Here is a 26606-nt window from a genome sequence, read left to right as displayed (position 1 = left end):
CAAACCAACGGCCAGCGGGCCTGTCACTGAGTGAGCTGCACCCTCTCGGGCCAGCCCTCGCAAGGCTGATTGACGTCCCCGCGGCACACCGGACCGTGTCGAGCATGACCGACATCTTTGACGAGTACGACTTCCCCGAAGAGATTAACTGCCCGGAGTGCGGCCACAGCTCCACCATCGTTTTGGGGCGCGACACGCGGCGCGTCACGCGCTGCCTTGTGCGCGGCAGGCAGGGCAATGGCGAGCCCATCCTGGACAAGGAGTGGGTCACTGAGGAGGAGCACTGGGACCACGTCGAGTGCTGCCTTTGCGGGTGGCGGGATCACGACAGCGGATGGTTGGCTCGCCTGTAGCCGGGAAGAGCGCGCCATGCACCCTCGGCTGTTCCTCTGGGGCCGATCCCAGTCATCGGCATGAGCGAGCGTGTGAGCGTGCATCAGGTCACGCGGCCGCATCGCACCGGGCTGCAACCAGCGCGGGACATTAGATTCGTCACCGTGTCGGAGAGCCACCCTGAGCTCGAATGGCTCGCGCGACGCCGGGCCGGGGAATCCGTTGCGCTCATCGCGCGGCGAGCAGGGGTCTCCGAGCGGGCGGTCTTCAAGGCGACGGGCCGCTTCGGGCCGTTCCCGCCGCCCGATCAGCATGTGGGCCGCGCCTACTTGTCCCCGGTGCTTCTGGAGGAGCGTCGCGCCCGGTGGGTCAGTGACCGCAGGCGTGGAGTCCGGGTCAAGGAGATCGCCGCACGGGACGGGGTCTCTCATCAGAGCGTCACCCGGGCCACCCGCGACTGGGGCCCCTTGCCCTCGCGGGAATCGATCGAGGCCTGGGTCGAGGCCCGCCAGCAACGCCGCTCACTGGCCGCGATCGCCGATGAGTTCGGCGTCCTCGCCCATGTCGTCCAGCGCCTCACCCGCCCTCACGGGCCGTTCCCGCGGCCCGCCCCCACAGGCTTGGAAGGGGTGGAGACGATCGAGAGCATCTCCCGGCGTATCGGGCTCAGCGACTCCGTGGTGCGCACTAAGCGCCACCTCCTGCCCGAACCCGATTGGGTGACCGGCAAGGGCCGACCGGTGTGGCTCCCTCGCACCGTCGATCGGTGGCTCGCCGAGACCCCACCCGAAGCTTGCGAGACGTGCGGTGGCACACCGTCAGCCTGTCGTCACATCCCGCTGCGTCCCTCTAGTCGCTCGAAGGGCTGATCGTGCCGGCAGTTGGGCGATCGGCGCGAAGCGCCACCGTTGAGTCGGAGCGCGCCGGCTGGCCTCGATCCTGCGAGGAGGTCGCCCAAGGGAGCGTCCTTGGCCCAAGGCGAGTCTTGGATGGCCTCGGCCGCCGAATGTCATGGGATCCAGCTCAGTCGATCGGCGCGGCACTGGGGCAGCTACGGCGTCCGCGAATCGTGCCGCTCAGGGGCCGTCGGACCGAGGTGGCTCGACGCGGTGGGACTCCTCCAGTGCCTGACGCACGGCGCGACCGAGCGGGATGGCCTTCGCCTCTTCCAGCTGTTGGGTGAAGTCGCCTCGGCTGCGCGTCCACGCGCCCTTGGAGCCTTGGCTGTTCATGGTGTCGACGTGGACAGGTCCGCCCGCTCGTTGGGCGATCGTCGCCGACTGTCCACTGTTGAGGACCATGCCCTCACTCGGCACGCCGAGCCGGCCCGGGTAGAGGGCGTGGCCGGCCCGCACGGGCCGCTGGTCGCCGCTGGGGTACATCGCGGCGAGCACTGCCCGTCCGAGGTCCTCGTCGTCGACGTCCTCGGCGAGGAGCTCGTAGTAGTCGGTCTCGAGCCATCCCTCGCCCGGCTCGCGCGTGAGGTGAGTAATGAGGATCTGCGAGTCGAACCGGAAGACCTCCACCGTCGCGTCCCCGCTCACGGCCACTCCTTCAGTGTCATGGTGACGCCCACGCTGCGGGCGTACTCCTGCATCGACTCCACGATGGCATGGTGCGCCGGGGTGCTGGCCTGGGGTGGGATGACGACGAGCAGGTTGCGGGACGTGACGTCGAACCTGGTGATCCGCACCTCGCCTCGCCGGGCGCCCTCGAAGTCGGCCATCGAGTCGACGTAGCCCTTCAGGGTGGAGCGAACCGAGGCATCGCTGGAGTAGGTGGGCGCACGAAGGTCCATCGACTTCACGCTCGTGGCGCTGCCTGAGCGCTCGTCCCAGATGTCGATGGTTTTGAACCCACCGGGCAGGTTGCCGCCGTGGTGCGCCTCGACCATGATCCCGCGGCGCAAGGGACCGACCTTGTCCCAGATCTGGACGGGGTCGGTGATCCCGTAGCGCCGCTCGTACCGCTCCAGACGGCGCAGCAGCCGTTGAGCCGCTCGCTCGGTCGCGGTGGCGGCGCGCCCTTCGGGGCCAGAGATGGAGTTGACCAGCTCGCCCCCGACGAGGATCCCGCCGGACATGGCCAGACCGCCCGGGGCCATCTGGTGCTGCCACGCCCACTCGTTCGTCTGCGATTTCCACGCCTCAGACATCTCGGGGCCGGCGTTGTGGTTCATCGAGATCAGCGCGTCGCCGGCGCCGGCCGCCATGCCGGCACCGAACTCGCGCATCACCTGGGGGTCGTGGTTCATCAGGCCGGCGAAGTCGGTCCCCGCGGCGTGCCGGTCCTGCTCGCTCATCCGGGCCCACCAGGTGGCAGCGAAGATCGCGGGACTGCTCAGCTCGGCGAGGGACTGCGTCAATGACTTCCGCTCAGGCGCCAGCTCAGCGAGGCTCCGCAGCGTGCGCGCCGCCTGTAGCCCTGCCTCCTGCAGCCCTGCCCGGGCCTGCTCCAGGAGGCGGGCAGCCCTCTCCTTGTCGGCGTCGCCGGCACTCAGCACCGGCTCGACGAAGACGCGCTTCCCAGTGGCGCGCGCGGCCGAGCGCTGCTGGGCGAGGGACCGTTCCTGCGCCTGGGCGGCGGCAACACCCCTGTCCCAGAGGCGGCGAGCCTCGTGCGCGGTCTCCCGCGCCCCGAGCAGCGCACCGCGGTAGGCATCGAGCGCGTCGGCAGCCGTGCGGAACGCCGACTCCGCGACCCGCCACCTACGTCCCTCGGCCGTGGTGCGCCGCGTCCACTGCTCCCGGGCTCGCCCCTCCCACAGCGGTGCCGACGAGCTGTACCCGTCGATGACGTCCTGGATCACCGAGCTCCACGACTCCAGCTCGAGCGAGGCCAGCAACAAGCCGCTCTCATCGCCCCGGACCAGGTCACGCGGCGCGAGGCCGGCGGACAGGTCGCCCCAGGCGCTCATCGCTCCGGCTGCTGCGAGCGCAGCCGCTCGGCCGCAGCAGCGTCCAGGTCCAGGTACCGTCTGGCGGCCGCTCGCATCCCGTCCGTCAGGTCCGAGGCGTCCTCGAGCATCACCTGCAGCCCCTCCTGCCAAGCGTGAGTGAAGCTGCCGACCGCACGGTCGAGCTCCCCGACACCGGTGTGCCCCGTCCGGACCCCTTGGAGGCGTCCAGAAGCCACGCCCGAGACAACCGCGTCCAAGGACCTCGCCTCGTCGACCAACGTCGACGGGTCCACCTCGAACCCCTGCACCGCACAACCCCCTCGACCCGGTAGAACCTCATCCCTTCCCGACCAGACAACCTACGAACACCTCGCGAGGACGCAACCGGAACCATGGCTGCTGGTATCCCTCGTCGGCGGATGTCGAGGCGCTGACCTGCGCGAACGATGCCAGAGTGCGAGTTCTCGCAACTTTCCGGCAGCGACGCGTCTTGGCAGGGGACGACGCCGCAGAGTCTGCTCCGCCCTGGCACCGAACAGCGGGCGCAAGGCGGCTCCGCCGTCAGCTCCGGGACCCCAGCGCCCAACCCGATGGCACCGCCGCTGAGCAAGCAGGCCTGCGGGGTGTCGCGCGGTAGTTAGCGGCGCGCAGCGGTGGTGTGCAGGACCTCATTCACGTCACGCACCTCCTCGCCTCCCACAGCGTGTGACGACCAGACCCAGCCCGCGATCAGCCGGCCCGGCCCAGACGCTCGAAGCCCGGAACCGTCCGCGCCCGTCGGTGGGAGGGGCTACCGTTCCGACGCAGTAGCCGGGAAGTGCAGCAGGGGGGATGGTCATGGGCAACGACGCGCCGGCGGGGTGGTACCCCACCGAGGCAGGGCAGCGGTACTGGGACGGGCAGCGGTGGACCCAGCACATCGTGCCGGCGCCGCCGACCTATGTCCCGCCTGCACAGCAGACCGCGACTCCGGCTTGGTCCGGCTCGCAGCACCCGGTACGACGGATGGGTCCGGCGGCCTGGGCGGGGTGGGGCGGGCTGGTGCTCACGGCGGGGCTGGGTGCCGCCAGCTCCGGGCTGAGCGGTCTGCTCATCATGACCAGCGTGTACGCCCTCGTCGTTGCGGTTGTCGGCCTGGCCCGTGGACACGTCTCCTGGGCGCGCCTGAGAGGCCGCGCCCAGGCCGGCGCCGCTCTCGCGGGTGCCATCGTGCTTGCCGGAGTCGGCGGCGCCACCGCCGACACGCCTCCACCGACCACCTCCGCTGTCGCCTCGGCAACGGCCCTCGCACCTGCAGAGGCGAGCGCGTCGCCGACCCCGACGCAGACGGCCGCCCCAACACCGACGGCGACGCCCAGCGCGTCCAGCCCTTCGCCGTCGCCCAGCGCGACCCCCACCACCACTCCGACCAAGCCGGCTGCGGGGCGCGGGACTGCTCTGGCGGCTCTGGCCGCCCTGGCGGTCAAGGGCCGCGCACCCAAGACCGGCTACGACCGGGCCAACTTCGGTCAGGCGTGGGCGGACGTGGACCGCAACGGATGCGACACCCGCAACGACATCCTGCGCCGCGACCTGCGGGGCATCACACTCAAGGCCGGCACGAACGGCTGCCTCGTCCTCACCGGCACCCTGCGCGAGCCCTACACGGGCAAGGACATGCGCTTCGTGCGCGGGCAGGGCACTTCTTCCGCCGTCCAGATCGACCACGTCGTCGCCCTCTCCGACGCGTGGCAGAAGGGCGCCCAGAAGCTGGATGCCGGCACGCGGGCCCGTTTCGCCAACGACCCCCTGAACCTGCTGGCCGTCCACGGCCCGACCAACCAGTCCAAGAGCGACGGCGACGCCGCCACGTGGCTGCCCCCGAGCAAGAGCTACCGCTGCGCCTACGTGGCCCGGCAGGTCGCCGTGAAGGCCAAGTACAAGCTCTGGGTCACCGCCGCCGAACACGACGCGATCGAGCGGATCCTGACCTCCTGCCCCACCCAAAAGCTCCCTACCACCAAGGCCATCCCGCTCGGCGGCGGCCGGGTGGAACCCGCAAAGACGGCAGCCCCCAAGCCCAAGCCTTCGGCGACCAAGCCACCGAAGCCGACCACCTCCACGGATCCCCACTTCGGGACATGCAAGGCGGCCATCGCCGCCGGCTACGGCCCGTACTACAGCGGCAAGGACCCCGAGTACGACTGGTACCAGGACCGAGACCACGACGGGGTCGTCTGCGAGTGACCGGGACCGCATAGTCGACGACCAAGCAGAAGGCCGGACGCACCTCCACGGCCCTGCGCATGCTTGACGTCTTCTTCGTCATCGGCGCCGGGGGCTGCCCCGTCACCCAGACCGTGTCGCTCTTCCGCAAGGTCGACGGCACATCGGCCATCCATGGCCAGGCCATCAACATTAGCTCTGGCGCCCTCGAACGCGAGAGCTGAGCCACGGGCATCTGGGGCGGAGCGAGGGCGCCACGCCCCCGCCGTGGCGAGGGTCCCTGAAGTCGTGGGAAAGCATGGACCGCAGCCTCCAGCGGAGACGTCTATCGCCTGGGACCGCCCCAGGCCCAAGGGAGGCCGTGAATCCGTTCCGCGCGCTGCTTTGGCCAAGGCTTCAAGGTTGCAGACGCAGGCTGCCCGACCGGTGTGCTGAAGAGTTCGGCCTCTAGGACGCCTCAAGGTAGCTGTCGGAAAGGTCGAAGGAGATGCGGGCACTCTTGAAGCGGTCCGCAGGAGGGCCGATCATGCTGCTCTGCAGTGCAACCTGTCGTGTTTTGCCGGGTCTGAATGATCCGGGCGTGAACCCGGAGCTTCCGCCGACCACGTTTCCATCGGCGTCGAAGTAGGCAATGTAGAACGGCATTCCATCGCTGGTTTTGACGTCGAGGCTGGACGTCACGGTTGCCCTAACTATGGCGTCGAAGGAACGCCCGCTCACGCTAACCCTGCTACCCAGCTCCCCCGAAATCGGGCTGTAATCCTCGGCGTAAGGGGAGTCATCACCGGAGATGTCAACCTCGATCCTCTTGACGCCCTTCTCATCGAACAGGCCCGCGACGTAGCTCTCGCCAGTGGGCACCCGGCTCAGGGTCTCGCTGGTGGTGGCGACCGCCTCTCCGGATTTGCTCAAACCGGTCACGGTGACGTCGACAAGGGAGAGGTCCGGACCGGCGTTGTCAAGAACGACCGCCCACGACATGAAGGCGCCGTCGGCCACCGTCCCAATACCTGACTTCCGCACACTGAGCGCACCCTCGCTCGTGGCTGGCTCGGCGGCATCACCGGTGCTGTCTTCCTCACTCGGTGTGGGCATCTCACTGGCTGTGGGGCTCTCTTGATCCGTTGCGGCGCTAGTCGAGAGGCTGGCCGTGGGCGTCGGGCTCGGCGAGGAAGCTGTAGCGGTACTGCTGGTCGGCGCCGCAGGGTTTGCGGCGCAGGAGCTGATCAAAAGGGCGATGCCGACAGCTGAGGCGGTGGTCAGGCCGACTCTGAACAATGTGTCCCCCTGGAAGGTGATGAAGTGGCCTCGCGGGCCGATGCGTTCAGCATCCTGCCACCCGTGGCCATGATCCGTGGATAGCGCGAGCAACAAGGGTCGTTGGACCGATCGATGTGGCTCTGACGACAGCTCGCGGGCGTGTGGACTTCGCGCAGAACCGAGCGGCGCAGACGGCTCTAACAGGCAGGGAAGCGGGCAAGAAAGTCATCAAATGCTTGAAGGCTTGGCCGCCAGTTGGGGGCGAAACCTAGATAGTGACGTTTGGTCGAATCCTCGTCCCAGCAGATAAGACCATGTCCGACAGGTCCGTCGGAATCCGACCGGCCTTAAGGATCGAGGCCAAGTCGATATTATTTTCCTCAAGAAGCGCTCTGGCCTTGCCTAGGAGGCGGGGAGATTCGGCAGGACCGAGCTCCCCGGGCTCCGGGAGGCCCCAGATGGCAAGCTGCTGGTTTGCCCTGCGGTACGAGGCGTCGCTGAGGCGACCCAGTTCGTGCGCGCGGTACACCAGCGCGCGCAAGCTGACCTGCCATGTCTGCTTCAGGTCGTGAAGTGTCGGCCAGTCGATGCGCTTGGGAAGAAGAGGCTCAATCTGCCTGCGTGGCATGAGGAACTCTGCCGCAAACGCGTGCGCCTGCCGCTCGACCGTCTTCGAGCCAGGTTCGGTGTCTGGGTGCAACACCAAGTGCCCGAGCTCGTGGGCCGCATCAAAGCGTCGACGGGCCTTGTCGCCAGCACCCGGCTTGAAGAAGACCAGGGGGCGACCGCCGGCGGCCGTGGAGAACGCGTCGACCTTCCTGTCCGTGGTCTCGGGCAGGGGAAGGGCCAGGATGCCGTGCGCTTCCAGGAGGCTGACCATGTTCGCGATCGGTCCTTCGGGGAGGCTCCAGGCTGCCCTGACCTCGGCGGCGCACGATGCGATTGCCTCTGGGGACATGCTCTCGGGCACGGAGATGTCGGGCAGGTTCAGCGGTGGGAAGTCGACGTAGTTCTCGATCAGCCGCACAACCTCCAAGCTGACTTCGCCGAACGCCAGGGCCTTTTCACGCTCAGTGGCGCTGGTGGAGCGCAAGGACCGGAAGTGCGCCTCGGAGGCGGGTAGGAGTGCCAACGGGTTGCCGGCTCCGAAGAAGTCACGTGGCAGGCCCAGCGTCAGGCACATCTGGGCCAGCACGCCGTGACTCGGTCTCGCGCCGCCTTTCTCGAACTGCGTGATGGCGGTGGGCGAGATCCCGACCTCGCGAGCGAGCGCGGCTTTGGACATGCCGCGCAGTCGTCGGGCCACCGTGAGGCGCGACGGGTCGAAGTCGGTGGACTGCCCGGAAGGCCTGGTCGCTCTCACGCCTCGCCCTGGCTGTCCCTCGGGCGGGCCTTGAGGCGCACGATGGGCTCGAGGTCACCCTGCGCGGCAATCGCCTCGTTGACCTCTTGCTCGTCGCGTCGGGCATCTGCGGTCGAGGACCCGTCTGCGTCTGCCCACAGCTGCGTGACGCCCGCGAAGTGGAGCTCGGGCCAGGCCACCGGAACAGTGAGCCAGCCCGAGGTCTCGCCCGTGTTGAGGTCGCCGCCCCACACCACCATGAAGTCACGGACCCTGCCCGGGGTGACTTGGTCCTCGGGCCCGAACGGCAGCTCGCCCTGCTGGGAGTTTCTCGGCGCGGTTCCACCCAAGACGACGGCGTTCTTGCGCGCCAGGTCCTGTCGGATGTAGCTCTCTGTCTCCCACTCTGGGAATCGGGCCCACAGCGGCTCCCGTCCTTGGACGTGTGGCGCCTTCTTGAAGACGAGTGAGATGCCGGACAAGCGCATGGTCAGGACGTTCTTGGGCGTTCCCACCCACAGGCCCGGGATGTCCCACCTTTCCTCGGCGGGGACGGCCTCGTCGCCCAAGAAGCGCCGGCTGGCGATCACCCTCAAGTTCTCGTAGCACTGCCAGCCCAACGACTTGCTGGTGTCGCCGTGCTCCTCGGGGGCGAAGCGGGCGACATTGGTCGACCAGACCTCACGCACCAGCTCGGACAGCGCGACGCCGAGCCCGCTGTCCCCCACCAAGGTAGCGGCGTCCGCGAGCGCGACCCCGGCGGCCTCCACAGATCGATTCATGCGTCGAGTGAACCACAAGCTGCGACTCCTGTCGACAGGATCAAGTCGGGGTGCGCAAAATATGCGAGAAAGTGAAGCGTATGGTCTTGTGCGGCGCTGCTACCGTGTGGTTCCGTAGTTAACGAGCATGAGGCCCCGACCGGGGTCTCCCGGTTCGAGGCCTCACGATCCACTGCCGAGCGGATCCGCCGAGGCTACTCGTCTTCTTCGTCGCCGAACACGGCGGCGGGCGGGTGTCGGTCCGGGAAGGCGCTCAGAATCGAGGCCATGTCATGGCCAAGTCCATCAACCGCAGCGCCCGCACCGGGCGCTTCGTCACGGCAGCAGCTGTGCGGCGGTCCCCGGCAACCACGACCACGGAGCGGGTCGGCCGGGGGACGGGCAACTCCCGCGCCGTGAACCGTTCCGCGAGTACGGGGCAGTTCGTCACCGATGCGGCGGCCCGCCGCAACCCCGGAGGCACCATCCAGCAGCAGGTGTGACCCGTGGGCGGTGGTGGCCACGCAGATGCGGGGCCACCACCGTCGTCGCCCTCGGAGAGAGCCGCCGCTCCCTCGAGCCGGGGAGGGATGGGAGGCGTTCAGGGGCTCTCGGGGCGGTGAGAGAGATGGCGCCGTCGTGCCGAAGAGCGGGGAGGTGTCGTGCCTCAGGCCGTCGATGGGTCACGCCCATCTGTGCTGGCGTGTCGCAGACGGCTGCGTACGGGGGAGTGCCAGGGGTGTCGCGGCCGTCACGTTGATCGCAGCTACGAGCGGAGGTCGCGGTGCGGATGCAGAGTCAGACCCTGGCGGGTTTCCGGCGGACACGGACATGTGTCTGCGTGGACACAACGAAGGAGAAGGTAGGCAGCATGATCGACCGGCTGGTTGAGCATCGCGAAGGAAGGCCGTGCGCGGCCCAAGACCAGGATCAGGGCGCATCTGCGCAGGTCACGGGCCTTGCACTGTCCTGCGACAGGTCTGGATTTCGGACTGGGGGCACCCGTCCGGTATCGTCTGGGCGTCCCCGCAAGGGGACGGGCGCCCGTAGCTCAACGGATAGAGCATCTGACTACGGATCAGAAGGTTAGGGGTTCGAATCCCTTCGGGCGCGCACTGTGTTGAGACAGTAGGACGGGCCCCGATCAGCGGAAACGCGGTCGGGGCTCTGCTCTGTCCGGGGTCTGGAGCTGCCCGATCGAGGGTCTGGGCCCCGGCTGCTGGCCCGCCGACGGGCTGCGAGCTCTCGCATCGGCCACGTGGGTGGTGGGACTTGCGGGCGGCATCGTGCCCCGCGTCAGAAGATGGCGCGCAGGCGTCGGTGGACATGCTCGACGAATGCCGGACTCGCAGTCTCCGGTCCGTCCACCCAGCCGGCCCAGATCTCGTCCAGGACCGCTTGCGCGTCCGGGTATGAGGGCGGCGGACGGAGCAGCCGGATCCTGCCCCGCGGGTCGGGGCGGAAGACCCAGCCCTGCCAGCATGCGGTTCGTGTCGTCCTCGGTCTCTGCGTATTCGGCGGCGGTCCACGGCAACCGCTCCGCGCGCCCGTCGCTGTCGGCCCTGGTGAGATGCCGGACGCGGCAGTCGCGGACCCAGGCCCGCTCACCCTGGGGCCTGATCGCCGGGACGAAGCACCACGGCGGTGCCTCGTCGGCCGGGTGAGTGCCCAGAGCCAGGGCGGCCGCGACCTCCCGCAGGTCCTCGGGCCGATCTGAGTGAACCGGCTCCCGGGACCACGTCGCGGGACCGAAGGACCCCGCTGCCTCGTCGACTCCCCAGTCGGGCTCAGCCATAGCGAGTGGTCGCACGTGGTCCGCTGCGACTGCCGGACCTGCGTTCCGACGCTCGACGTCGCATCCGACCGAGGCTCGTGTCTGGCTGACGGGATGCGGCAGGTGCGTGCGGTGCGACGACCATCCACGTCGTCACGGGGATGACGCGGAAGTCGGCGCGGGGCGGGGTCACATCCCTGCCACTTGCCGGTCTCCCCGCCATCACACGAAGCACGCGCTTCCTCACTCGGTCGGGCGACGGCCTTGCTCTGTTCGGGGGTGGTGCGCCGGTCTGCGTCAGGCGATCCGCGCGGCGAGCGACGAGGCCGCGAGCACCGACTCGACGATGCGCCGGCACGTGAGCGCGGGCTGCGGCGTCCGCGGCGAGGGTGCCTCCGCGAGCGCCGGCAGGTGGTCGAGCACCGCGCGCAGGGCCTCGCCGTCGTGGCGGTAGCCCGGGTCCATGTCCGGGCCGCTCAGGGTCGACAGCCGCCGCAGCCGGGCGACGCCGCAGGACGCGAGGGTGTCGAGGTCGTCCCGCAGCGCGGCGAGCGCCGTCGGCGGGAGCGCCCCGGTCGCGACCTGCCGGGCGAGGCTGTCGACGAGGCCGCCGAGGTGGTCCAGCTCCGCGACGAGGCGCAGCTCCGACGCGGTGCGCGGCAGGGCGTGGGGCGCCGCCACGCGGTGCGCGACCCGCACCCGGGCGCAGCAGTCCGCCCGGCGGCACGCGAGGCGCCGACGGCCCGAACCGCGCACGACGCGGCGGGCCGCCGTGGCGTCGCCCGACCGGGCCGCGGCCAGGGTCTGCTCGAGACCGGCCGCCACGAGGTCCGCGGCGGTCGCGAGCATCGAGCCCGGGCCTCCGGCCGTCGCGGCGGCTCGGCGGGTGGGGAGGGACGGGGCGGAGCTGGTGTCTGCGGTCACGACGACCAGCCTCGGCCGGTGGTCGGCCGGAGGGTCGCGTCGACGCACGATCTTGACGTGCCCTGACGCGTCTTGACGCCCTCCTGTCGGCCCGAGGGGTCAGGGGCGGTCGAGGGCGCGCAGGTAGCGGCGGGTCATCCACCGCTGGCCGGCCCGGCCGAGCGGGCCGGCCAGGCGGGCGAGCAGTGACGCGGGCCGCGAGACCGCCGTGATGCGGAAGCGGAGCCGCCCGTCGTCGAGCCGCTCCACGAGGAAGCGCTCCTCGCCCGCCTCGGGGTGGCCGGCCAGCGTCCCGTACGCGAAGCCCGCGCGACCCGGCTCGTCGATGACGTCGACGACGCGGCACGGGATGGTCAGCGCCAGCGGCCCGACGCCTCCGCGCATCTCGACCACGGTCCCGGTGCGCAGCGGCAGCTCGGAGGTGCGCACGTGCAGCCCCGCGCGCGCCTGCACCTGCCAGGTGAAGAGGTCGTGGGCCGCGCCCTCGAGGTCGGTGTGCGCCAGGACGACCGACTCGTCGAGGCGCGCGTACCCCTCCGGCGGGACGTCGAGGAAGCCGGTCCGCGCGTCGTACGACAGGCGTGCGGACGACAGCCGCGCCCGCTGGTGCGGGTCGAGGAAGCCGACGGTCATGGCTCGATCCTGCCTCCTCGGTGGCTCGCCCGGTGCGCAGGAGCGCGGTTGGTCCGTTCCTCCCTCTGGCCCGGGGGCCGCCGAGGGTGTAGGCAGGGCGTGGGCGCGGCCCGCGCCCTCCCCAGCACGAGGAGGACCCCCATGGCCACACTCGACAGCGCCGCGCTGCTGGCCGCGCTGGAGCCCACGGTCGAGGAGAACCTCAACCGTCACCTCGGCGCCGCCCAGGAGTGGATGCCCCACGAGTACGTGCCGTGGTCGCTCGGTCGCGACTTCAAGGAGCTCGGCGGCGAGCCGTGGTCGGTCGAGCAGTCGCAGCTCTCACCGATCGCCCGCACCGCGCTCGAGGTCAACCTCCTGACCGAGGACAACCTGCCGAGCTACCACCGCGAGATCGAGCGCGCCTTCGGCCGCGACAGCGCGTGGGGCGCGTGGGTCAACCGCTGGACCGCGGAGGAGGGCCGGCACGCGTTCTGCATCCGCGACTACCTGCTCGTCACGCGCGGCGTCGACCCCGACGAGCTCGAGCGGGCGCGGATGGACACGATGGAGACCGGCTACGACTCCGGCGACAAGCCGCTGCTCAACGTCTGCGCGTACGTGTCCTTCCAGGAGCTCGCGACCCGGGTGTCGCACCGCAACACCGGCCGCTTCACCGAGGAGCCCGTCGCCGAGAAGCTGCTCATCCGGGTGGCCAAGGACGAGAACCTCCACATGATCTTCTACCGGAACATCATCCAGGCGGCGCTCGAGCTGACCCCGAGCCAGACGATGCGGGCGATCACCGACGAGGTCGTGAACTTCCAGATGCCCGGCGCGATCATCCCGGGCTTCGGCCGCAAGGCCGTCCAGATGGCGATGGCCGGCATCTACGACCTGCGCATCCACCACGACGACATCGTCGCGCCGCTGCTGCGGCAGTGGGGCGTCTGGGAGCTCGAGGGCCTCGACGCCGACGGCGAGCAGGCCCGCGAGGAGCTCGCCGCCGCGGTGGCGGCCCTCGACGGCGAGGCGACCCGCTTCGTCGAGAAGCGTGAGGAGCGGGCCGCGAAGATCGCCGCGCGGCAGAACGCCTGACCGCGGCGTCACCACCCCGACGACCGAGGGGCCCCGTCCACGTCGGACGAGGCCCCTCGGGGCGTGCGGGGTGGGGTCAGCTCGCGGTCTGCAGCGCCTTGACCTCGTCGCGCGCGGCGACGACGTCGGCGTGCTGGCGCGCGACGACCTCGCGGAAGCCCGCGCTCAGGTCCTGCTCGAGGGCCTTCTCGTACTCCTTGACGGCGTGGTCCTCGCCCGTGACGGCGGCACCGAGCACGCTGTCGGGGCTGTCGCCGGTGACGGCGTCCTTGAGGGCGATCCAGCCGCGGTGGAGGGCGGCCGCGGCCGAGCCGCTCTCGTCGACGTCGTCGCCGTACTCGTGGCCGAGGGCGACGATCTCGCGGTGGAAGCCCGCGCGCTGCTCGGACAGGCGGTGCAGCGTCGTGGCCCACTCGGGGTGGTCGCTGTCGCGCAGCTTCTCGGCGGCGTCCGCGAACCCGCGCTCGCCGTCCTTGAGGGTCTCGACGAGCTCCTTGGCCGCCTTGGCGTCGTCCGACATGTCGTGCTCCTTCGTGTGCTGTGGTGGCTGGACCCCTGCGCTACCCCGGTGGCGCGCCCACGAACCGTCCTGTCGAGACGTTGTTCGCGACGCCTCAGCCGGGGGGGGCAGCCCGGCGAGCCGGCGCACGGCCGCCAGCCCGACAGGGCTGCCGGGCCAGTACCGCTCCAGCGCCTCCGGGCCGGCGCGACGGGTGACCGAGCGCAGGGCGAGGCCGCCCCCGAGGGCGAGCAGCGTACGCAGCCAGGCATCCACGGGACCATCCTGCTGGGGGCGGGCGTGCATCATTCGACACATTCGTCGATCGATGCTCGGGATGGAGCCGCGACAGGGCGGCCTGTTCGGCCCCCGCCGGACGGTCGGTGCTGACAACCGGTCGTTCCACCTGCGAGGATGTGCCGCGTGGAGCCGTTCGACGGAGCGCCGCGCACGCCGCGCCTCCCCCGCCAGGTGGGTCAGACACTGACCGAGCTGGCGCACGTCACGAACGAGCTCGTGCGGGCCACGACGGTCGACGCCGTGACCACCGTCGTCACCGAGCACATGGCCGACGCGGTGGGCGCGACGATCGCCGCGCTGGGCCTGCGCCACGGGCCCGACGAGGCCCGCCTCATCGGCGTGCGCGGGCTGCCGGAGGCCGAGGCGACCGCGTGGTGGACCTTCCCGCTCGACACCCGCAACTCGATGGCCGACGCGATCGCCAACGGCAAGCGCATCGTCGTGGTCGGCGCGGCCGAGATCAGCCGGCGCTACCCCGCCATCGCCGGTCGCGGCGAGCGCACCATCGTCACCGTCCCCCTGCGTGGCACCGAGTCGACGCTCGGGGCGATCCACCTCTCCATCCCGGAGGCCGCCCCGCCGCACCCGGCGGCCCTGGAGTTCATCGACGTCCTCGCCGACACCTGCGCCCAGGCCCTCGAGCGCATCGAGGCCGCGGCCGTCGCCGAGAAGCAGACGAGCCGGCTCGCGTTCCTCGCCGAGGCGTCCATCCAGCTCGCGAGCAGCCTCGACGTGCGCTCGACGACGGCGAAGATGGTGCGGATGACGGTGCCGCGCTACGCGGACTGGTGCGCGGTCGACGTCGTGCGCGGCGGCACGCTGCGCCGCCTCGCCTCGGCGCACACCGACCCCGCGGCCACCGAGCTCGTCGCGGCGATGCGGGACCGGTGGCCCGAGGGCGCCGCCGACGGCTCGTGGCTCGACCGCGTCGTCGAGACCGGCCGCCCGCTGCTCGTCCCCGACGTCACCGACGACGTCCTCGACCGGACCGCCCGCGACGCCGGCCACCGCGCGGCCCTCACGGCCCTCGACCTGCGCAGCGTCCTCATCGTGCCGCTCTTCGTCCGCGGACGGGTCGCCGGCCTCCTCACGTGGGGCTCCAGCCGGCCGGGCCGGCACTACGACGAGGACGACGTGCGCTTCGCCGAGCACCTCGCGCGCCGGGCCGCCAGCGCCCTCGACAACGCCGACCTCTACGGGCAGACCCGCGCCGTCGCCGAGCAGCTGCAGCGGGCGGTCCTGCCCGAGCTGCTCTCCGGTGACGACGACTTCGAGGTCGCGTGGCGCTACGAGCCCTCCGGCCGCACCGAGGTCGGCGGCGACTTCTACGACGCCTTCACCATCGGCGACGGCCGGCACGTCGCCTTCGTCGGCGACGTCATGGGGCGCGGCGTCGCGGCCTCGGCGGCGATGGCGCAGATGCGGGCCTCGGTGCGTGCCTTCGCGTCGGTCGACCCCACCCCGGAGTCGGTCCTCGACGCCCTGGACCGGATGGTGACCCGCTTCGAGAACGAGCAGCTCGTGACGCTCGTCTACGTGCTCGCCGACGCCCGCGCCGGCACCGTCCACGTCGCGAGCGCCGGCCACCTGCCCCCGTTGATCGCCCACCCCGACGGCAGCGTCGAAAGGCTGCCCGACGCCGACGGACCGCCCCTCGGGCTGGCCGACGGCCGCCACGGGCTCGAGCTGCCGTTCGGCCCGGGCGACTCGCTGCTCCTCGTGACCGACGGCCTCGTCGAGCGCCGCGACGAGGACCTCGAGACCGGCCTGACCCGCCTGCAGAACGCCATGCGTGCGCTGCAGGGGGCGACCCTCGACGACGCCCTCTCCCGGCTCGTCCGCACCGTCGGCGACGAGTCCGCGGACGACGACGTCGCCGCGCTCGTCCTGCGCCGCACCGCGACCGGGTCCAGCCTCGGCCAGGGGATGGCCTCCCCCCGGATGAGCGCCTGACCGCACGCGCGTGCCGCGCCGGCATCCCGGGCCCGTGACCGGGTGTGGATGGTGGCGCCCTGGGTAACGCCCTCGCGACGACAGTGGCGAGCGCCCTCCCGGGCGGCGAGGACGGTGGGGCGTGGCTGCCCGGGTGCACACGACGTGGCGGGCGCAGGAGTGGCGGCGCGAGGACCTCGAGGTCGCGGCGGGCGACGTCCTCGACGGGCTCGCCGTCGCGCGACGGGAGGCCGGTGTCGCCGAGCGGCTGGCGGCCGACCCGTGGCGCTACCTGTCGACGCTCGCGACCCTGGGGTCCCTGGACCTGACCGTCGCGCGCGCGGCCGAGCCGCACCTCGACGCGGTCGCGGTGCTCGCGCAGGCCGGGCACCCCGACCTGTCCTCGCTCGGGGTGGACGCCGCGAGCACCTTCGGCGTCTACGCGGCGCGGGCGCCGGGCGCCGTCCTGGTGTCGCGGACCGCCGCCGACGGCACGACCCGCGTCGACGGCACGAAGGCCTGGTGCTCCCTGTCGACGACCGTCAGCCACGCGCTCGTCACGGTCGACGCCGGTGCCCGGCCCGGCCTCCACGCCGTCCCCCTGCGCCACCCGGGCGTGGTCCACGACGACGGCCGGTGGGTGCCCCGCGGTCTCGCCGCGGTCCGCACCGGGTCGATGACGCTCACCGACGTCCCGACCGTCGCGGTGGGCGAGGGGGACTGGTACCTCGAGCGTCCGGGCTTCGCCTGGGGTGGGATCGGCGTGGCCGCGGTCTGGTTCGGGGCGGCGGCCGCCGTCGCGGGGCGCCTCGTCGACGCGGCGCGGCGCCGGCCCCCGGACCAGGTCGCCCTCCTGCACCTGGGGGCGGTCGACCGGCTGCTCCACGGCGCCCTGCTGTCGCTGCGGGACGCGGCCCGGGCCATCGGGGACGGGTCGGCCGACGGGCGGGCGGGCGCGCTGCTCGCGGCGCGGGTGCGGGCGGTCGTCGCCGACGCCGCCGAGGAGGTGCTGCGGGCCGTCGGGCACGGGCTCGGGCCGGCGCCGCTCACCGCGGACGACGAGCACGCCGGGCGGGTCGCCGACCTCACGGTCTACCTGCGCCAGCACCACGCCGAGCGGGACCTCGCCGCCCTGGGGGCCCTCGTGCTCGACGGGGAGGAGACCCGGTGACTGGCGCACCGGCGTTCCGCCACACCGACACCGGCACGTCGGAGAGCACCTGGCTCGGCGACCCTCGCTGGGCGCTCGCCCCGGTGCTCGACGTGCCCGCGCTCGCGGCCCGCCACGACGAGCTGCTCGTCCTCGCCGCTCACCCGGACGACGAGGCACTCGGGGTCGGCGGCCTCGTGGCGCTGGCCGACCGGGCCGGGATGCCGGTCAGCGTCGTCGTCGCGACCGACGGGGAGGGCTCCCACCCGGACGCCTCGGCGTGGGGTCCCGACCGGCTGGGTGGGGTGCGACGGCTGGAGGCGGCGGCGGCCGTCTCGGCCCTGTCGCCCCGTGCGGGCCTGACGCACCTCGGCCTCCCCGACGGCTCGCTCGCGGTGCGGCGTGGTGCGCTGCGGGAGGCGGTGCAGCGCGTCGTCCGGCCGGGCTCGCTCGTCGTCGCCCCGTGGAGCGGCGACCGCCACCCCGACCACGACACCCTCGGCGCCGTGGCGGCGGAGGTCGCCGCGGAGCGTGGGGCGACGTTGCTGCAGTACCCGATCTGGCTGTGGCACTGGGGTCTTCCCGATGACCTGCCGTGGGAGCGCGCATGCGTGGTCGAGCTCGACCGGGACGCCGTCGACCGCAAGGCGGCGGCGCTGCGCGAGTACCCGTCGCAGTCCTCGCCGCTCGGGCCGGCCGAGGGGGACCGGCCGGTCCTCCCGCCGGAGGTGCTGCGCCGGGCCGCGCGACCGCTCGAGCTGCTCGTCGCGGACGGTGGCGCTCAGCCCGCGAGCCGGACGAGCGCGGGGGGCGCCGAGGCGTTCGACGCGATGTACGAGGCGGGCGACGACCCCTGGGGCTTCCACGGGTCGTTCTTCGAGCGCCGCAAGCGCGACCTGACGGCGGGCGTCCTGCTGCGCGAGCGTTACGACCACGCGCTCGAGATCGGCTGTGCCACGGGGGTCCTCACGCGGCGTCTCGCCGAGCGCGCGGACCGGGTGACCGCCACGGACGTCAGCGTGCGAGCGCTGGACCTCGCCCGGGTCGACGCCCCCGAGCACGTCTCGTGGGTGCTCGGGCGGGTCCCCGAGGTACTGCCCGACGACCCCGGCCCGCAGGATCGCGTCGACCTCGCCGTCCTGTCGGAGGTGGGCTACTTCCTCCGCCCGACCGAGCTGCTCGAGACGCTGCGCCGCGTGCGGGACGCCCTCGCCCCCGACGGCGAGGTGCTCCTCGTCCACTGGCGCCACGGCACGCAGGACGTCCCCCTGGACGGACCGCTCGTCCACGACGTCGCGGCGGCGGCCCTCGACGACCTGCCGCACCGGCTGCACCTCGAGGACGACGACGTGCTCGTCGACCTGTGGGGCGGCCCGGCGGGGTCGGTCGCCGAGCGAGAGGGCCGCGCGTGACGCCGGTCCGGCACGTCGTCGTGGCCGTCCCCGCGCGGGACGAGGAGCTCGTCCTCGACCGCTGCCTCGGGGCCATCGGCCGAGCCGTCCTCGACCTGGGCCGGCGCCGCCCCGGGGTGACGGTGGAGGTCGTCGTCGCCCTCGACCGCTGCCGGGACGGCTCGGCGCTCGTCGCGGCGGCGCACCCCGTCCGGGTCGTCGCGCTCGACGCCGGGGCCGTCGGCGTCGCGAGGCACCGGGCGATCGTCGCGGGGCGCCGCGGCGCGCTCGCGGTGGGCGCGGGGCCCGCCGCCACGTGGCTGGCCCTCACCGACGCGGACACCGAGGTGCCGGCGCACTGGCTGACCGAGCAGCTGCGCCTGGCCGACGCCGGCCACGACCTCGTCGTCGGCACGGTCGAGCCGCGCCCCGCGCCGGTGCCGGGCCTCGTCGCCGCCTGGCGCGCCCGCCACGTGCTGGCCGAGGGGCACCCGCACGTCCACGGGGCCAACCTCGGCGTCCGGGCCGACGCGTACGAGGAGGCGGGCGGCTTCCCGCCCTGGCGGACCCACGAGGACGTCGAGCTGGTGCGGCGGGTCCGGGCGAGCGGTCGACCGTGGGTCGCGACCGACCGCACGCGTGTCCGCACCTCCGCCCGGCTGGTCGGCCGTGCGCCGGGGGGCTTCGCGGCCCACCTCGCCGCCCTCGTCACGACGACCGGGACGGACGTCGAGCCCGCCTGAGCGGTGGGGTCAGCGGCGGCGCCGGCGGACGGCGAGCAACGCCGCCGTGGCCGTCGCGGCGAGCGCTCCCGCGAGCGTCGTCCGGGCGCGCGGCGAGGGGCCGGCCGCCCGCAGGACGGCGGCCGCGGCGGAGGCCGTGGTCTCGCGCTCGCCGCGCTCGACGAGCGCCAGCCGGACCGGGCTGCCCTCGACGCGCAGCTCCGCCGACACCGACTCGTGGAAGCCGCGCAGCGCGGCCTCGGCCCCGGAGCGCGCCGACTGGCCGGCGCGACCGCGCCGGGCCGCGGCGGTCGCGACGTGGACGATGGTGCCGCTGCCGCGCTCGCGCATCCGCTCGAGGACGGTCATCGTCGCGTGGACGTGCCCGAGGTAGAGCTGCTCGGTGATCGCGCGGAACTCGCGCGGTTCGTGGTCGCGGAAGGTGCGCTCCGGTGGGTCGTCGGCGGTGTTGACCCAGACGTCCACCGGGCCGAGCTCGACCTCGACCCGCGCGACGGCCGACTCGACGGCGTCCGGGTCGGACGTGTCGACGACGACGCCCATCGCGTGGGCGCCGCTGCGGCGCAGCGCCGTGACCAGCTCGTCGACGGCGATCGGCGTGCGGGAGAGGAGGGCGACCTTGTCGCCGCGCCCGGCGAAGCGCGCAGCCGCCTCCACCGCTGTCTCGGAACACGCTCCGGTGATGGCCACGACCCTGGGCACGATGCTCCTTCCGGGACCACCGCCTGCTCGGCGTCCCGGGTCATCATGACAAGGCGGCGGCCGCGGGGCGACGGAACGAGGGATGACGTCCCCAGCGTTGTCTCAGCGCAGGTCGTCGAGGCCGTAGTGGCTGATCTTGCGGTAGAGCGTCGAGCGGCTCATCCCGAGCTCCGTCGCCGCCTGCTTGACCGTGACCCCCGGTGCGGTGAGCGTGCGGACGATCTCGTCGCGCTCGATCGACTCCAGCCGCGAGAGCCGGTGGCGGCGGGTCGCCGTCAGCTCGCCCGGGAGGTGGCGCACGTCGACGGTCCCGGCGCGCGTCGCGGCCGCGTGCACGACCCGGACGAGCTCGTCGACGTTGCCCGGCCAGGCGTACGTCGTCAGCACCCGCTCGGCGGCCGGCGTGAAGTCGACCTCGCGCATCCGCGTCTGGTGGCCGACGTAGCGCGCGAGCGGCATGACGTCGTCGGGCCGCTCGCGCAGCGGGGCGACGCGGACGACGGAGGCGACGAGCCCGGACAGCGGCGCCGGCACGGCCTCCAGCGACTCGGTCGTGACGCCCCACGCGAGGTCGGAGGGTTCGCCGGAGGGGGAGGAGCGCAGGGCGTCGACGGCCCGACGGTGCAGCTCGGCGGCGGCCCACGCCGGCAGCGTGTCGACGTTCTCGACGACGACGGCGGTGTCGGGCTTGGTCAGCTCCGGGGTCCACAGCGAGAGCCAGGTCTCGACGTCGTCCGGGGCCGGCGCGGCCGCGCTGAGGATGCGGTGGTGCGGGTGGGCGCGCCGCAGGGCCTGGGCGAGGAGGGTCGCGCGCCCCGATCCGGGTTCGCCGACCGCCGCCACGACCTGCCCGGTGGCCAGCCCCGCGGTCGCCTCCTCCAGGGCACGCACCCACGGCCCGGACACGCTGCGCAGGGTGCCGGCCCCCGGCTCGAGGCGGCCGCGCTGCACCCGGAAGACGCCGCCCTTCGGTGGGGTGCGCGGCGCGCGGCCCCGCGAGCGGGCGAGCATCATGGCGCTCGTCGTGCTCGCGGCCGACTGCGCGAGCGCCAGCAGCAGGTCGGCCGACGAGCGCGCCCAGGTCGTGATGTTGACGCTGCCCTCGAGCCGGCCGGTCAGCGGGTCGAGCACGGGCACGGCGGCGCACGTGTAGGTGCACAGGCTCGCGCTGTAGTGCTCCTCGGCCCGCACGAGCGAGGCGGTGCGGTCGGCGAGCGCGAGGCCGAGGCCGTTGGTGCCGGCCTCGCGCTCGGAGAAGGCGAACCCCGGCGCGAGGTGCACCGCGTCGAGGGCCCGCAGCAGGGAGGTGTCGCCGGAGAACCGGTTGAGGACCAGGCCGTCGGGGTCGGTCAGCATGAGCGAGAGGGGCTCGTTGGCGAGCGTGCGGTGCAGGTCGGTGAGGACGGCGCCGCCGCACTCGGCGAAGAGGGACCCGTCGACGACCGGGCCGACCCACACCGGCTCGACCGACTCGAGCGAGACGCCGTACTCCTCGCTGCGTCGCCACGAGGCCATCAACCGGTGGTCGACGGCCGGGCCCCGGACGCCGAAGGGCGCGGAGGCCCGCTCCGGGAGTGGTGCCCCGCCGCTCGGCCCCATCGCCGACTCCTTCCGACCTGCCGACGGTAACCCGGGGCGCGCCGCCCGGCCAGTGCTCCGTGTCCCAAAGTGGGACACGAGGGGTCTGGGAACGCCTCCGGGGCCGACCTAGCGTCGGGGCTGTCCACGACGACGAGGTCGTGGGGAACGGAGACATCGGGGATGTACACCAAGGACGGCGAGAGCTACTTCATCGTCGACGCGCACATCGCGCTCTGGGACGCTCGGGCCGAGAACCTGCGCAACCTCCACGGCAAGCAGTTCATCGACTGCTTCTACGACTACCACCGCAACCTCTCGCCGGAGAGCGAGGTGTGGACGTACGACGAGTACCTCTACCAGGGCGGTCAGCGCCTCATGAAGGACATCTTCGAGGACGGGCACGTCGACCACGCCATCTTCCAGCCGGCGGCGCTGACCGAGTTCTACCGCAACGGTTTCGGCCAGACCGAGGAGGCGTACCAGCTCGCCGCGGCCAACCCCGACCGGCTGACGTACAACCACAACTGGGACCCCCGCAACGGCGAGCAGGGCCTCGAGCAGCTGCGCGCCGACCACGAGAAGATGGGGTTCACCGGCGTCAAGCTCTACACGGCCGAGTGGCACGGCGAGTCGCGCGGCTGGAAGCTCACCGACCCGTGGGCCTACCGCTACCTCGAGGCCTGCCGCGAGCTCGGCGTCACGAACATCCACATCCACAAGGGCCCGACCATCCGGCCGCTGGACCGCGACGCCTTCGACGTGGCCGACATCGACCACGTGGCGACCGACTTCACCGACCTCAACTTCATCGTCGAGCACGTCGGCCTGCCGCGGCTCGAGGACTTCTGCTGGATCGCCACCCAGGAGCCGAACGTCTACGGCGGCCTCGCCGTCGCGATGCCCTTCATGCACACCCGGCCCCGCTACTTCGCGCAGATCCTCGGCGAGCTCCTCTACTGGATCGGCGAGGACCGGATCTTCTTCTCGAGCGACTACGCCATCTGGACGCCGCGCTGGCTCGTCGAGAAGTTCGTCGACTTCCAGATCCCCGAGGACATGACCGAGTACGCCCCGGTGACGACGGCGCAGAAGAAGAAGATCCTCGGCCTCAACGCCGCCACGATGTACGGCATCGAGGTGCCGGCCGAGCTGCGCCTGCCCGAGGCCGACGCGACCGAGACCGGTCCGCGCGACCCCGAGGCCGCCGACCTGGCGACCGTCTGATGACCGCCCTCGCCACCCGGGAGCTCACGGACGGCGACGTCCGTGACGCGCTCTCGGTCGTCCTCGACCCCGAGCTCGACGAGCCCATCACCGACCTCGGGTTCGTCCGCTCCGTCGAGGTCGACGGGGGCGACGTCACGGTGCACCTGCGCCTGCCGACGTCGTTCTGCTCGCCGAACTTCGCCTACCTCATGGCCTCGGACAGCAAGGAAGCCCTGACCGGCATCGAGGGGGTCGGGCGGGTGGTCGTCGAGCTCGACGACCACCACGACTCCGACCTCATCAACCGTGGCCTCGCGGCCGACGCGGGGTACCGGGGCACGTTCGGGCACGAGGCCGAGAAGGACCTCGAGGAGCTGCGGGCGACCTTCCGCCGCAAGGCCCACACCGCCGCGATGGAGCGCTGCCTCACCGCGCTGCTGCGGGCCGACTCCTCCCTCGCGGAGGACGGGCTGCGCTCGGTGCGCCTGCGCGACCTGCCGGCCGGACGGGAGCGCGACGCGCTGCTCTCCCGGCGGACGGCGCTCGGCCTGCCTGGCGACGGCGACGCCCCGGTGCTCGTCGACCACGAGGGCCGGCCGCCCGCGGCCGACGACACGGCGATGTTCCTGCGCCGCGCGCGCTCGACCCGCATCAGCATCGACGGCAACGCGCACTTCTGCCGCGGCCTGCTGCGCACGCGCTACGACGGCTCGGGCGCCGACCAGGCGCCCCGGCCCGAGGGCGCCGAGCCCGCCGACCACCACCACCTGCTGACCCTGACCCCCGTCACCCCCAAGGAGTCCTGACCCATGAGCACCATGCGCGCCGTCCAGGTGGTCGGCTACCACGAGAAGCTCGAGATGACGGAGAAGGCGATCCCCGAGGCCTCCGGGCCGTGGGACGTCGTCGTCCGGATCGGTGGGGCCGGCGTGTGCCGCACCGACCTGCACATCCTCGAGGGGCAGTGGGCCGAGAAGTCCCAGGTCGCCCTGCCGTACACCATCGGCCACGAGAACGCCGGGTGGGTGCACGCCGTCGGCTCGGCCGTCACCAACGTCAAGGAGGGCGACAAGGTCATCCTCCACCCGCTCGTCACCTGCGGCCTGTGCCGTGCGTGCCGCTCGGGCGACGACGTGCACTGCGAGAACAGCGCCTTCCCCGGCATCGACACGAACGGCGGGTACGCCGAGTACCTGCTGACGTCGGCGCGCTCCTGCGTGCGCATCGACGACTCGCTCGAGCCGGCCGACGTCGCGGCCCTCGCCGACGCCGGCCTCACCGCGTACCACGCGGCGGCCAAGGCGGCCCGTCGGCTCACGCCGCGCGACACCTGCGTCGTCATCGGCGCAGGGGGCCTGGGGCACATCGGGATCCAGGTCCTCAAGGCACTGACCCCGGCGCGCATCGTCGTCGTCGACCGCATCCCCGCGGCCCTCGACCTCGCCCGCTCCATCGGCGCCGACGAGGGCGTCGCGGCCGACGGGAACCACGTCGGGGCGGTGCTCGACCTCACCGGCGGTGCCGGCGCCGAGGTCGTCGTCGACTTCGTCGGCGAGAACGGCTCGACGGCCGAGGGTCTCGCGATGACCCGGCAGGCGGGCGACTACCACGTCGTCGGCTACGGCGAGAACGTCGACGTCCCGACGATCGACCTCGTCTCGAGCGAGAAGAACGTCATCGGCAACCTCGTCGGCTCGTACAACGACCTGCAGGACCTCATGGCGCTCGCGGCCAAGGGGCTCGTCACGCTGCACACCCAGAAGTACGCCCTCGACGACTTCCAGCAGGCCGTCACCGACCTCGACAACGGCGCCGTCCGCGGGCGCGCCATCCTCGTGCCCTGACCGGGCGCGACCCCACCTCACCTCTCGGACGAAGGAGTCCGTCGTGAAGAGCTACATCGGAGTCGCCGTCTCGATCGGCGTCCTCGCGGGCGTGTGGACCCAGGTCAGCACCGAGCTGGGCCTGGTCACCTGGATCGCGTTCATCGTGTGGGCCGGCTTCTACGCCGCCGGCGGCACCCGGGACGGGTTCGTCCGCATCCTCGCCTCGGCGCTGTCCGGCGTCGTGTACGGCTGGCTGGCCGTCTGGTTCGCCGGCGTCGCCACCTTCCCGGGCGCGCTCGCGGTCGCGGTCGCCGTCATCGCCGCCGCGATGTGCCTGCAGGCCGGATGGTTCGTCCTGTCGTTCATCCCCGGCGCGTTCTTCGGGGCGGCGTCGTACTTCGGCAACGCCGCGTCGTTCTGGTCGACCGTCGTGGCCATCGTCGTCGGGGCCGTCCTCGGGTGGGCCTCGGCGGTCGCCGGAGCCCGCATCCAGTCGCTCGTCGACGGACGCCCGACGGCCTCCCAGCCGCCGGCCGCCGAGCCGCCCGCCGCTCCCGCGGCGGCCTGACCCGGTCGCCCGCCCGGCCCGCGCCAGAGCGGGCCGGGTGGGCGCCCACCACCACCGCCCACCTACCGTGGGGCGGGTACCGACCCCCGGCAGAAGGAGACTCCCTTGATCCTCATCACCGTGAAGTTCCCCATCCGCGAGGACAGGCTCGAGGAGTGGAAGGAGCTGTCGCAGTACTACGTCGAGCACGTGACCGCCGAGCCGGGCAACGTGTTCTTCGAGTTCTCCGAGAGCGTCCACGAGCCCCGCACCTTCGTCTGCATCGAGGGCTTCCGCGACGCCGAGGCGGGTGGCGAGCACATGCGCCAGCCGCACGTCGAGCGCTTCATGGCCGAGATGCCGGACATCGTCTCGGCGCAGCCGCAGATCATCTACGTGGACGCCGAGGAGGTCGACGGCTTCGGCCCGATGGGCGAGATCCAGCCCCGCGGCTGACCCCCTGCCCCGTCGACCTCGGGCGCCGGTCTCCCACCCCTCCGGGAGGCCGGCGCCCTCGTCGTCCGCCGGTCCGCTCCGTCCGCGAGGATGGACCCGTGATCGGTGACCGCTGGGGTGTGACGGACGACGAGGTCGCGCTGCGCTACGGGTGCGACGCGATCGTGCCGCGGCCGGCGCTGCAGGCGTGGCGGGGCGTGACGGTGGACGCGCCGCCCGAGCGGGTGTGGCCCTGGGTGGCGCAGCTGCGGGTCGCGCCCTACTCCTACGACTGGGTCGACAACCTCGGCCGCCCCTCGCCGCGCGAGCTGCTCGACCTGCCGCCGCTCGCCGTCGGCGACCCGTTCACGAGCAGCGCCGGCCGCCCGGTCGGGCGCGTCGTGGCCGTGGCCCCCGGGCGCGAGCTGACCGGACGCATCCTCGGGGCCGTCATGAGCTACCGCCTCGAGCCGCGAGGCGAGGACGCGACCCGGCTCCTGCTCAAGCTCGTCATGGCGCGCGGCCGGGCGGTGGCGCCGCTCGTCGCGGTGGGCGACCTCGTGATGGCGCGCCGCCAGCTGCTCACCTGGAAGGCCCTCGCCGAGTCCTGACCCGGGGGGCCCGGCGGCCGGCGCCGGGATGCTCCCACGCCTCCCGCGTGCTGCGCGGCGCCGCGGGAGGTTCCCGGTGGGCGTGGCGGCACGGAGGGCTGCGCGCGCGGGCCACCGGCGCCCGCCGCCGCCCTACGCTGGGCTCCCCCCGAGAGACGGAGTCCCCCATGGCCGAGCTGCACGTCGTCGCCACCATCCCCGTTGCGCCCGAGCACGTCGAGCCGCTGCGCGCGGCCCTGCGCACGCTCGTCGAGGCCACCCGTCAGGAGGAGGGCTGCCTCGCCTACGACCTCTACGAGTCGGCCGCCGCCCCGGGCGTCTTCGTCACGGTCGAGCGCTGGACCGGCCAGGAGGCGCTCGACGCGCACATGGCCTCGCCGCACATCGCGGCGGCGCTCGGCGCGGCCGACGGGGCGCTGGCCGGCGACATCGCCATCCACCCGCTCGTGCCGGTCGACGCCGGCTGACCGCCGGC

At 72.6% G+C, this 26606-nt stretch carries 29 protein-coding genes and 1 tRNA gene; 18 read left to right on the top strand and 12 right to left on the bottom strand.

What is annotated here, in order from left to right; all coding sequences use genetic code 11:
- Positions 1-104: 104 nt before the first annotated feature.
- Positions 105-353, top strand: a complete 249-nt coding sequence (locus HL663_RS02210) for a hypothetical protein (protein WP_173026856.1) — start codon at positions 105-107, stop codon at positions 351-353.
- Between the two features lie 60 nt (positions 354-413).
- Complete coding sequence (locus HL663_RS02205; RefSeq protein WP_173026452.1) at positions 414-1202, top strand: hypothetical protein; 789 nt, start codon at positions 414-416, stop codon at positions 1200-1202.
- A gap of 207 nt (positions 1203-1409) precedes the next feature.
- On the opposite strand, the gene HL663_RS02200 is transcribed toward HL663_RS02205, so the two are convergent.
- Genes HL663_RS02200 through HL663_RS02190 form a run of 3 tightly spaced genes read right to left on the bottom strand, consistent with a single transcriptional unit; the run spans position 1410 to position 3540 of the window.
- The gene (locus HL663_RS02200; protein ID WP_173026855.1) at positions 1410-1877 is read right to left on the bottom strand and encodes a hypothetical protein; all 468 of its coding nucleotides are present in this window, start codon (positions 1875-1877) and stop codon (positions 1410-1412) included.
- Positions 1874-3250: an endonuclease toxin domain-containing protein gene (locus HL663_RS02195; protein ID WP_173026854.1), complete on the bottom strand. Its 1377-nt coding sequence runs from the start codon at positions 3248-3250 to the stop codon at positions 1874-1876. Before HL663_RS02195 ends, HL663_RS02200 begins: the two co-directional genes overlap by 4 nt.
- Positions 3247-3540 carry a hypothetical protein gene (locus HL663_RS02190; protein ID WP_173026853.1) on the bottom strand — a complete coding sequence of 98 codons (294 nt, stop codon included), beginning with the start codon at positions 3538-3540 and terminating at the stop codon, positions 3247-3249. The genes HL663_RS02195 and HL663_RS02190 overlap by 4 nt, the downstream gene beginning before the upstream one ends.
- A 529-nt stretch (positions 3541-4069) precedes the next feature.
- On the opposite strand from HL663_RS02190, the gene HL663_RS02185 reads away from it, so the two are divergent.
- Both HL663_RS02185 and HL663_RS02180 read left to right on the top strand, forming a co-directional pair.
- Positions 4070-5458 (top strand): GmrSD restriction endonuclease domain-containing protein, encoded by a 1389-nt coding sequence (locus HL663_RS02185; RefSeq protein WP_173026852.1) that lies wholly within the window; start codon positions 4070-4072, stop codon positions 5456-5458.
- Between the two features lie 59 nt (positions 5459-5517).
- Positions 5518-5661 (top strand): hypothetical protein, encoded by a 144-nt coding sequence (locus tag HL663_RS02180; protein ID WP_173026851.1) that lies wholly within the window; start codon positions 5518-5520, stop codon positions 5659-5661.
- A gap of 223 nt (positions 5662-5884) precedes the next feature.
- Here the strand turns inward: HL663_RS02180 and HL663_RS02175 are convergent, their stop codons facing one another.
- From HL663_RS02175 to HL663_RS02165, 3 genes are all read right to left on the bottom strand, one after another.
- Positions 5885-6436 (bottom strand): hypothetical protein, encoded by a 552-nt coding sequence (locus tag HL663_RS02175; RefSeq protein ID WP_173026850.1) that lies wholly within the window; start codon positions 6434-6436, stop codon positions 5885-5887.
- Between the two features lie 529 nt (positions 6437-6965).
- Entirely contained in the window at positions 6966-7982 is a 1017-nt protein-coding gene (locus tag HL663_RS02170) for an XRE family transcriptional regulator (RefSeq protein ID WP_173026849.1), read from the bottom strand.
- A gap of 74 nt (positions 7983-8056) precedes the next feature.
- Complete coding sequence (locus HL663_RS02165) at positions 8057-8809, bottom strand: hypothetical protein (RefSeq protein ID WP_173026848.1); 753 nt, start codon at positions 8807-8809, stop codon at positions 8057-8059.
- A gap of 284 nt (positions 8810-9093) precedes the next feature.
- Here HL663_RS02165 and HL663_RS02160 point away from each other — a divergent pair, with 284 nt between their 5' ends.
- Both HL663_RS02160 and HL663_RS02155 read left to right on the top strand, forming a co-directional pair.
- Positions 9094-9303, top strand: coding sequence for an ABC transporter ATP-binding protein (locus HL663_RS02160; RefSeq protein ID WP_173026847.1), 210 nt, complete (start codon positions 9094-9096; stop codon positions 9301-9303).
- Between the two features lie 537 nt (positions 9304-9840).
- Positions 9841-9913: transfer RNA gene (locus HL663_RS02155), tRNA-Arg, on the top strand.
- A gap of 31 nt (positions 9914-9944) precedes the next feature.
- Here HL663_RS02155 and HL663_RS19500 read toward each other — a convergent pair.
- The 3 genes from HL663_RS19500 to HL663_RS02145 all read right to left on the bottom strand — a co-directional run bounded on the left by HL663_RS19500 (position 9945) and on the right by HL663_RS02145 (position 12131).
- The gene (locus tag HL663_RS19500) at positions 9945-10595 is read right to left on the bottom strand and encodes a DUF5956 family protein (RefSeq protein ID WP_502709038.1); all 651 of its coding nucleotides are present in this window, start codon (positions 10593-10595) and stop codon (positions 9945-9947) included.
- Positions 10596-10871: 276 nt separating this feature from the next.
- Positions 10872-11498 carry a hypothetical protein gene (locus HL663_RS02150; RefSeq protein ID WP_173026846.1) on the bottom strand — a complete coding sequence of 209 codons (627 nt, stop codon included), beginning with the start codon at positions 11496-11498 and terminating at the stop codon, positions 10872-10874.
- Between the two features lie 99 nt (positions 11499-11597).
- Entirely contained in the window at positions 11598-12131 is a 534-nt protein-coding gene (locus tag HL663_RS02145) for a DUF1990 domain-containing protein (RefSeq protein ID WP_173026845.1), read from the bottom strand.
- 141 nt (positions 12132-12272) lie between these two features.
- Here HL663_RS02145 and HL663_RS02140 point away from each other — a divergent pair, with 141 nt between their 5' ends.
- The gene (locus HL663_RS02140) at positions 12273-13208 is read left to right on the top strand and encodes an acyl-ACP desaturase (RefSeq protein ID WP_173026844.1); all 936 of its coding nucleotides are present in this window, start codon (positions 12273-12275) and stop codon (positions 13206-13208) included.
- Between the two features lie 76 nt (positions 13209-13284).
- On the opposite strand, the gene HL663_RS19310 is transcribed toward HL663_RS02140, so the two are convergent.
- Positions 13285-13983 carry a ferritin-like domain-containing protein gene (locus HL663_RS19310; protein WP_286175868.1) on the bottom strand — a complete coding sequence of 233 codons (699 nt, stop codon included), beginning with the start codon at positions 13981-13983 and terminating at the stop codon, positions 13285-13287.
- A 147-nt stretch (positions 13984-14130) separates the two neighbouring features.
- Between HL663_RS19310 and HL663_RS02130 the strand changes: the two genes are divergently transcribed.
- The 4 genes from HL663_RS02130 (at position 14131) to HL663_RS02115 (ending at position 19223) form a co-directional block, all read left to right on the top strand.
- Entirely contained in the window at positions 14131-15960 is a 1830-nt protein-coding gene (locus HL663_RS02130; RefSeq protein ID WP_173026843.1) for a GAF domain-containing SpoIIE family protein phosphatase, read from the top strand.
- A 121-nt stretch (positions 15961-16081) separates the two neighbouring features.
- A complete protein-coding gene (locus HL663_RS02125) occupies positions 16082-17110 on the top strand; it encodes an acyl-CoA dehydrogenase (RefSeq protein WP_173026842.1) in 1029 nt (342 codons plus the stop codon).
- Positions 17107-18501 (top strand): bifunctional PIG-L family deacetylase/class I SAM-dependent methyltransferase, encoded by a 1395-nt coding sequence (locus tag HL663_RS02120; protein ID WP_173026841.1) that lies wholly within the window; start codon positions 17107-17109, stop codon positions 18499-18501. Before HL663_RS02125 ends, HL663_RS02120 begins: the two co-directional genes overlap by 4 nt.
- The gene (locus HL663_RS02115) at positions 18498-19223 is read left to right on the top strand and encodes a glycosyltransferase family 2 protein (RefSeq protein WP_173026840.1); all 726 of its coding nucleotides are present in this window, start codon (positions 18498-18500) and stop codon (positions 19221-19223) included. Before HL663_RS02120 ends, HL663_RS02115 begins: the two co-directional genes overlap by 4 nt.
- Positions 19224-19232: 9 nt before the next feature.
- Here HL663_RS02115 and HL663_RS02110 read toward each other — a convergent pair whose 3' ends face one another.
- The gene (locus HL663_RS02110) at positions 19233-19880 is read right to left on the bottom strand and encodes an SDR family NAD(P)-dependent oxidoreductase (RefSeq protein WP_173026839.1); all 648 of its coding nucleotides are present in this window, start codon (positions 19878-19880) and stop codon (positions 19233-19235) included.
- Between the two features lie 147 nt (positions 19881-20027).
- Positions 20028-21524, bottom strand: a complete 1497-nt coding sequence (locus HL663_RS02105; protein ID WP_173026838.1) for an AAA-type ATPase lid domain-containing protein — start codon at positions 21522-21524, stop codon at positions 20028-20030.
- Positions 21525-21686: 162 nt separating this feature from the next.
- Between HL663_RS02105 and HL663_RS02100 the strand changes: the two genes are divergently transcribed.
- The 7 genes from HL663_RS02100 to HL663_RS02070 all read left to right on the top strand — a co-directional run bounded on the left by HL663_RS02100 (position 21687) and on the right by HL663_RS02070 (position 26598).
- Positions 21687-22730, top strand: coding sequence for an amidohydrolase family protein (locus HL663_RS02100; protein WP_173026837.1), 1044 nt, complete (start codon positions 21687-21689; stop codon positions 22728-22730).
- Complete coding sequence (locus tag HL663_RS02095; RefSeq protein WP_173026836.1) at positions 22730-23518, top strand: iron-sulfur cluster assembly protein; 789 nt, start codon at positions 22730-22732, stop codon at positions 23516-23518. Before HL663_RS02100 ends, HL663_RS02095 begins: the two co-directional genes overlap by 1 nt.
- Positions 23519-23521: 3 nt before the next feature.
- Positions 23522-24556, top strand: a complete 1035-nt coding sequence (locus HL663_RS02090; protein ID WP_216842652.1) for an NAD(P)-dependent alcohol dehydrogenase — start codon at positions 23522-23524, stop codon at positions 24554-24556.
- A gap of 43 nt (positions 24557-24599) precedes the next feature.
- The gene (locus HL663_RS02085) at positions 24600-25106 is read left to right on the top strand and encodes a DUF1097 domain-containing protein (RefSeq protein WP_173026835.1); all 507 of its coding nucleotides are present in this window, start codon (positions 24600-24602) and stop codon (positions 25104-25106) included.
- 105 nt (positions 25107-25211) lie between these two features.
- Complete coding sequence (locus HL663_RS02080) at positions 25212-25541, top strand: putative quinol monooxygenase (protein ID WP_173026834.1); 330 nt, start codon at positions 25212-25214, stop codon at positions 25539-25541.
- A gap of 98 nt (positions 25542-25639) precedes the next feature.
- A complete protein-coding gene (locus HL663_RS02075) occupies positions 25640-26131 on the top strand; it encodes a polyketide cyclase (RefSeq protein ID WP_173026833.1) in 492 nt (163 codons plus the stop codon).
- 167 nt (positions 26132-26298) lie between these two features.
- A complete protein-coding gene (locus HL663_RS02070) occupies positions 26299-26598 on the top strand; it encodes a putative quinol monooxygenase (protein ID WP_173026832.1) in 300 nt (99 codons plus the stop codon).
- Positions 26599-26606: the final 8 nt, after the last annotated feature.

This window comes from Arthrobacter sp. NEB 688 (genome assembly GCF_013201035.1).
GTDB lineage: Bacteria > Actinomycetota > Actinomycetes > Actinomycetales > Dermatophilaceae > Phycicoccus.
The sequence above is the reverse complement of the archived record's forward strand: the minus strand, read 5'-3'. Positions and strand labels throughout refer to the sequence as shown.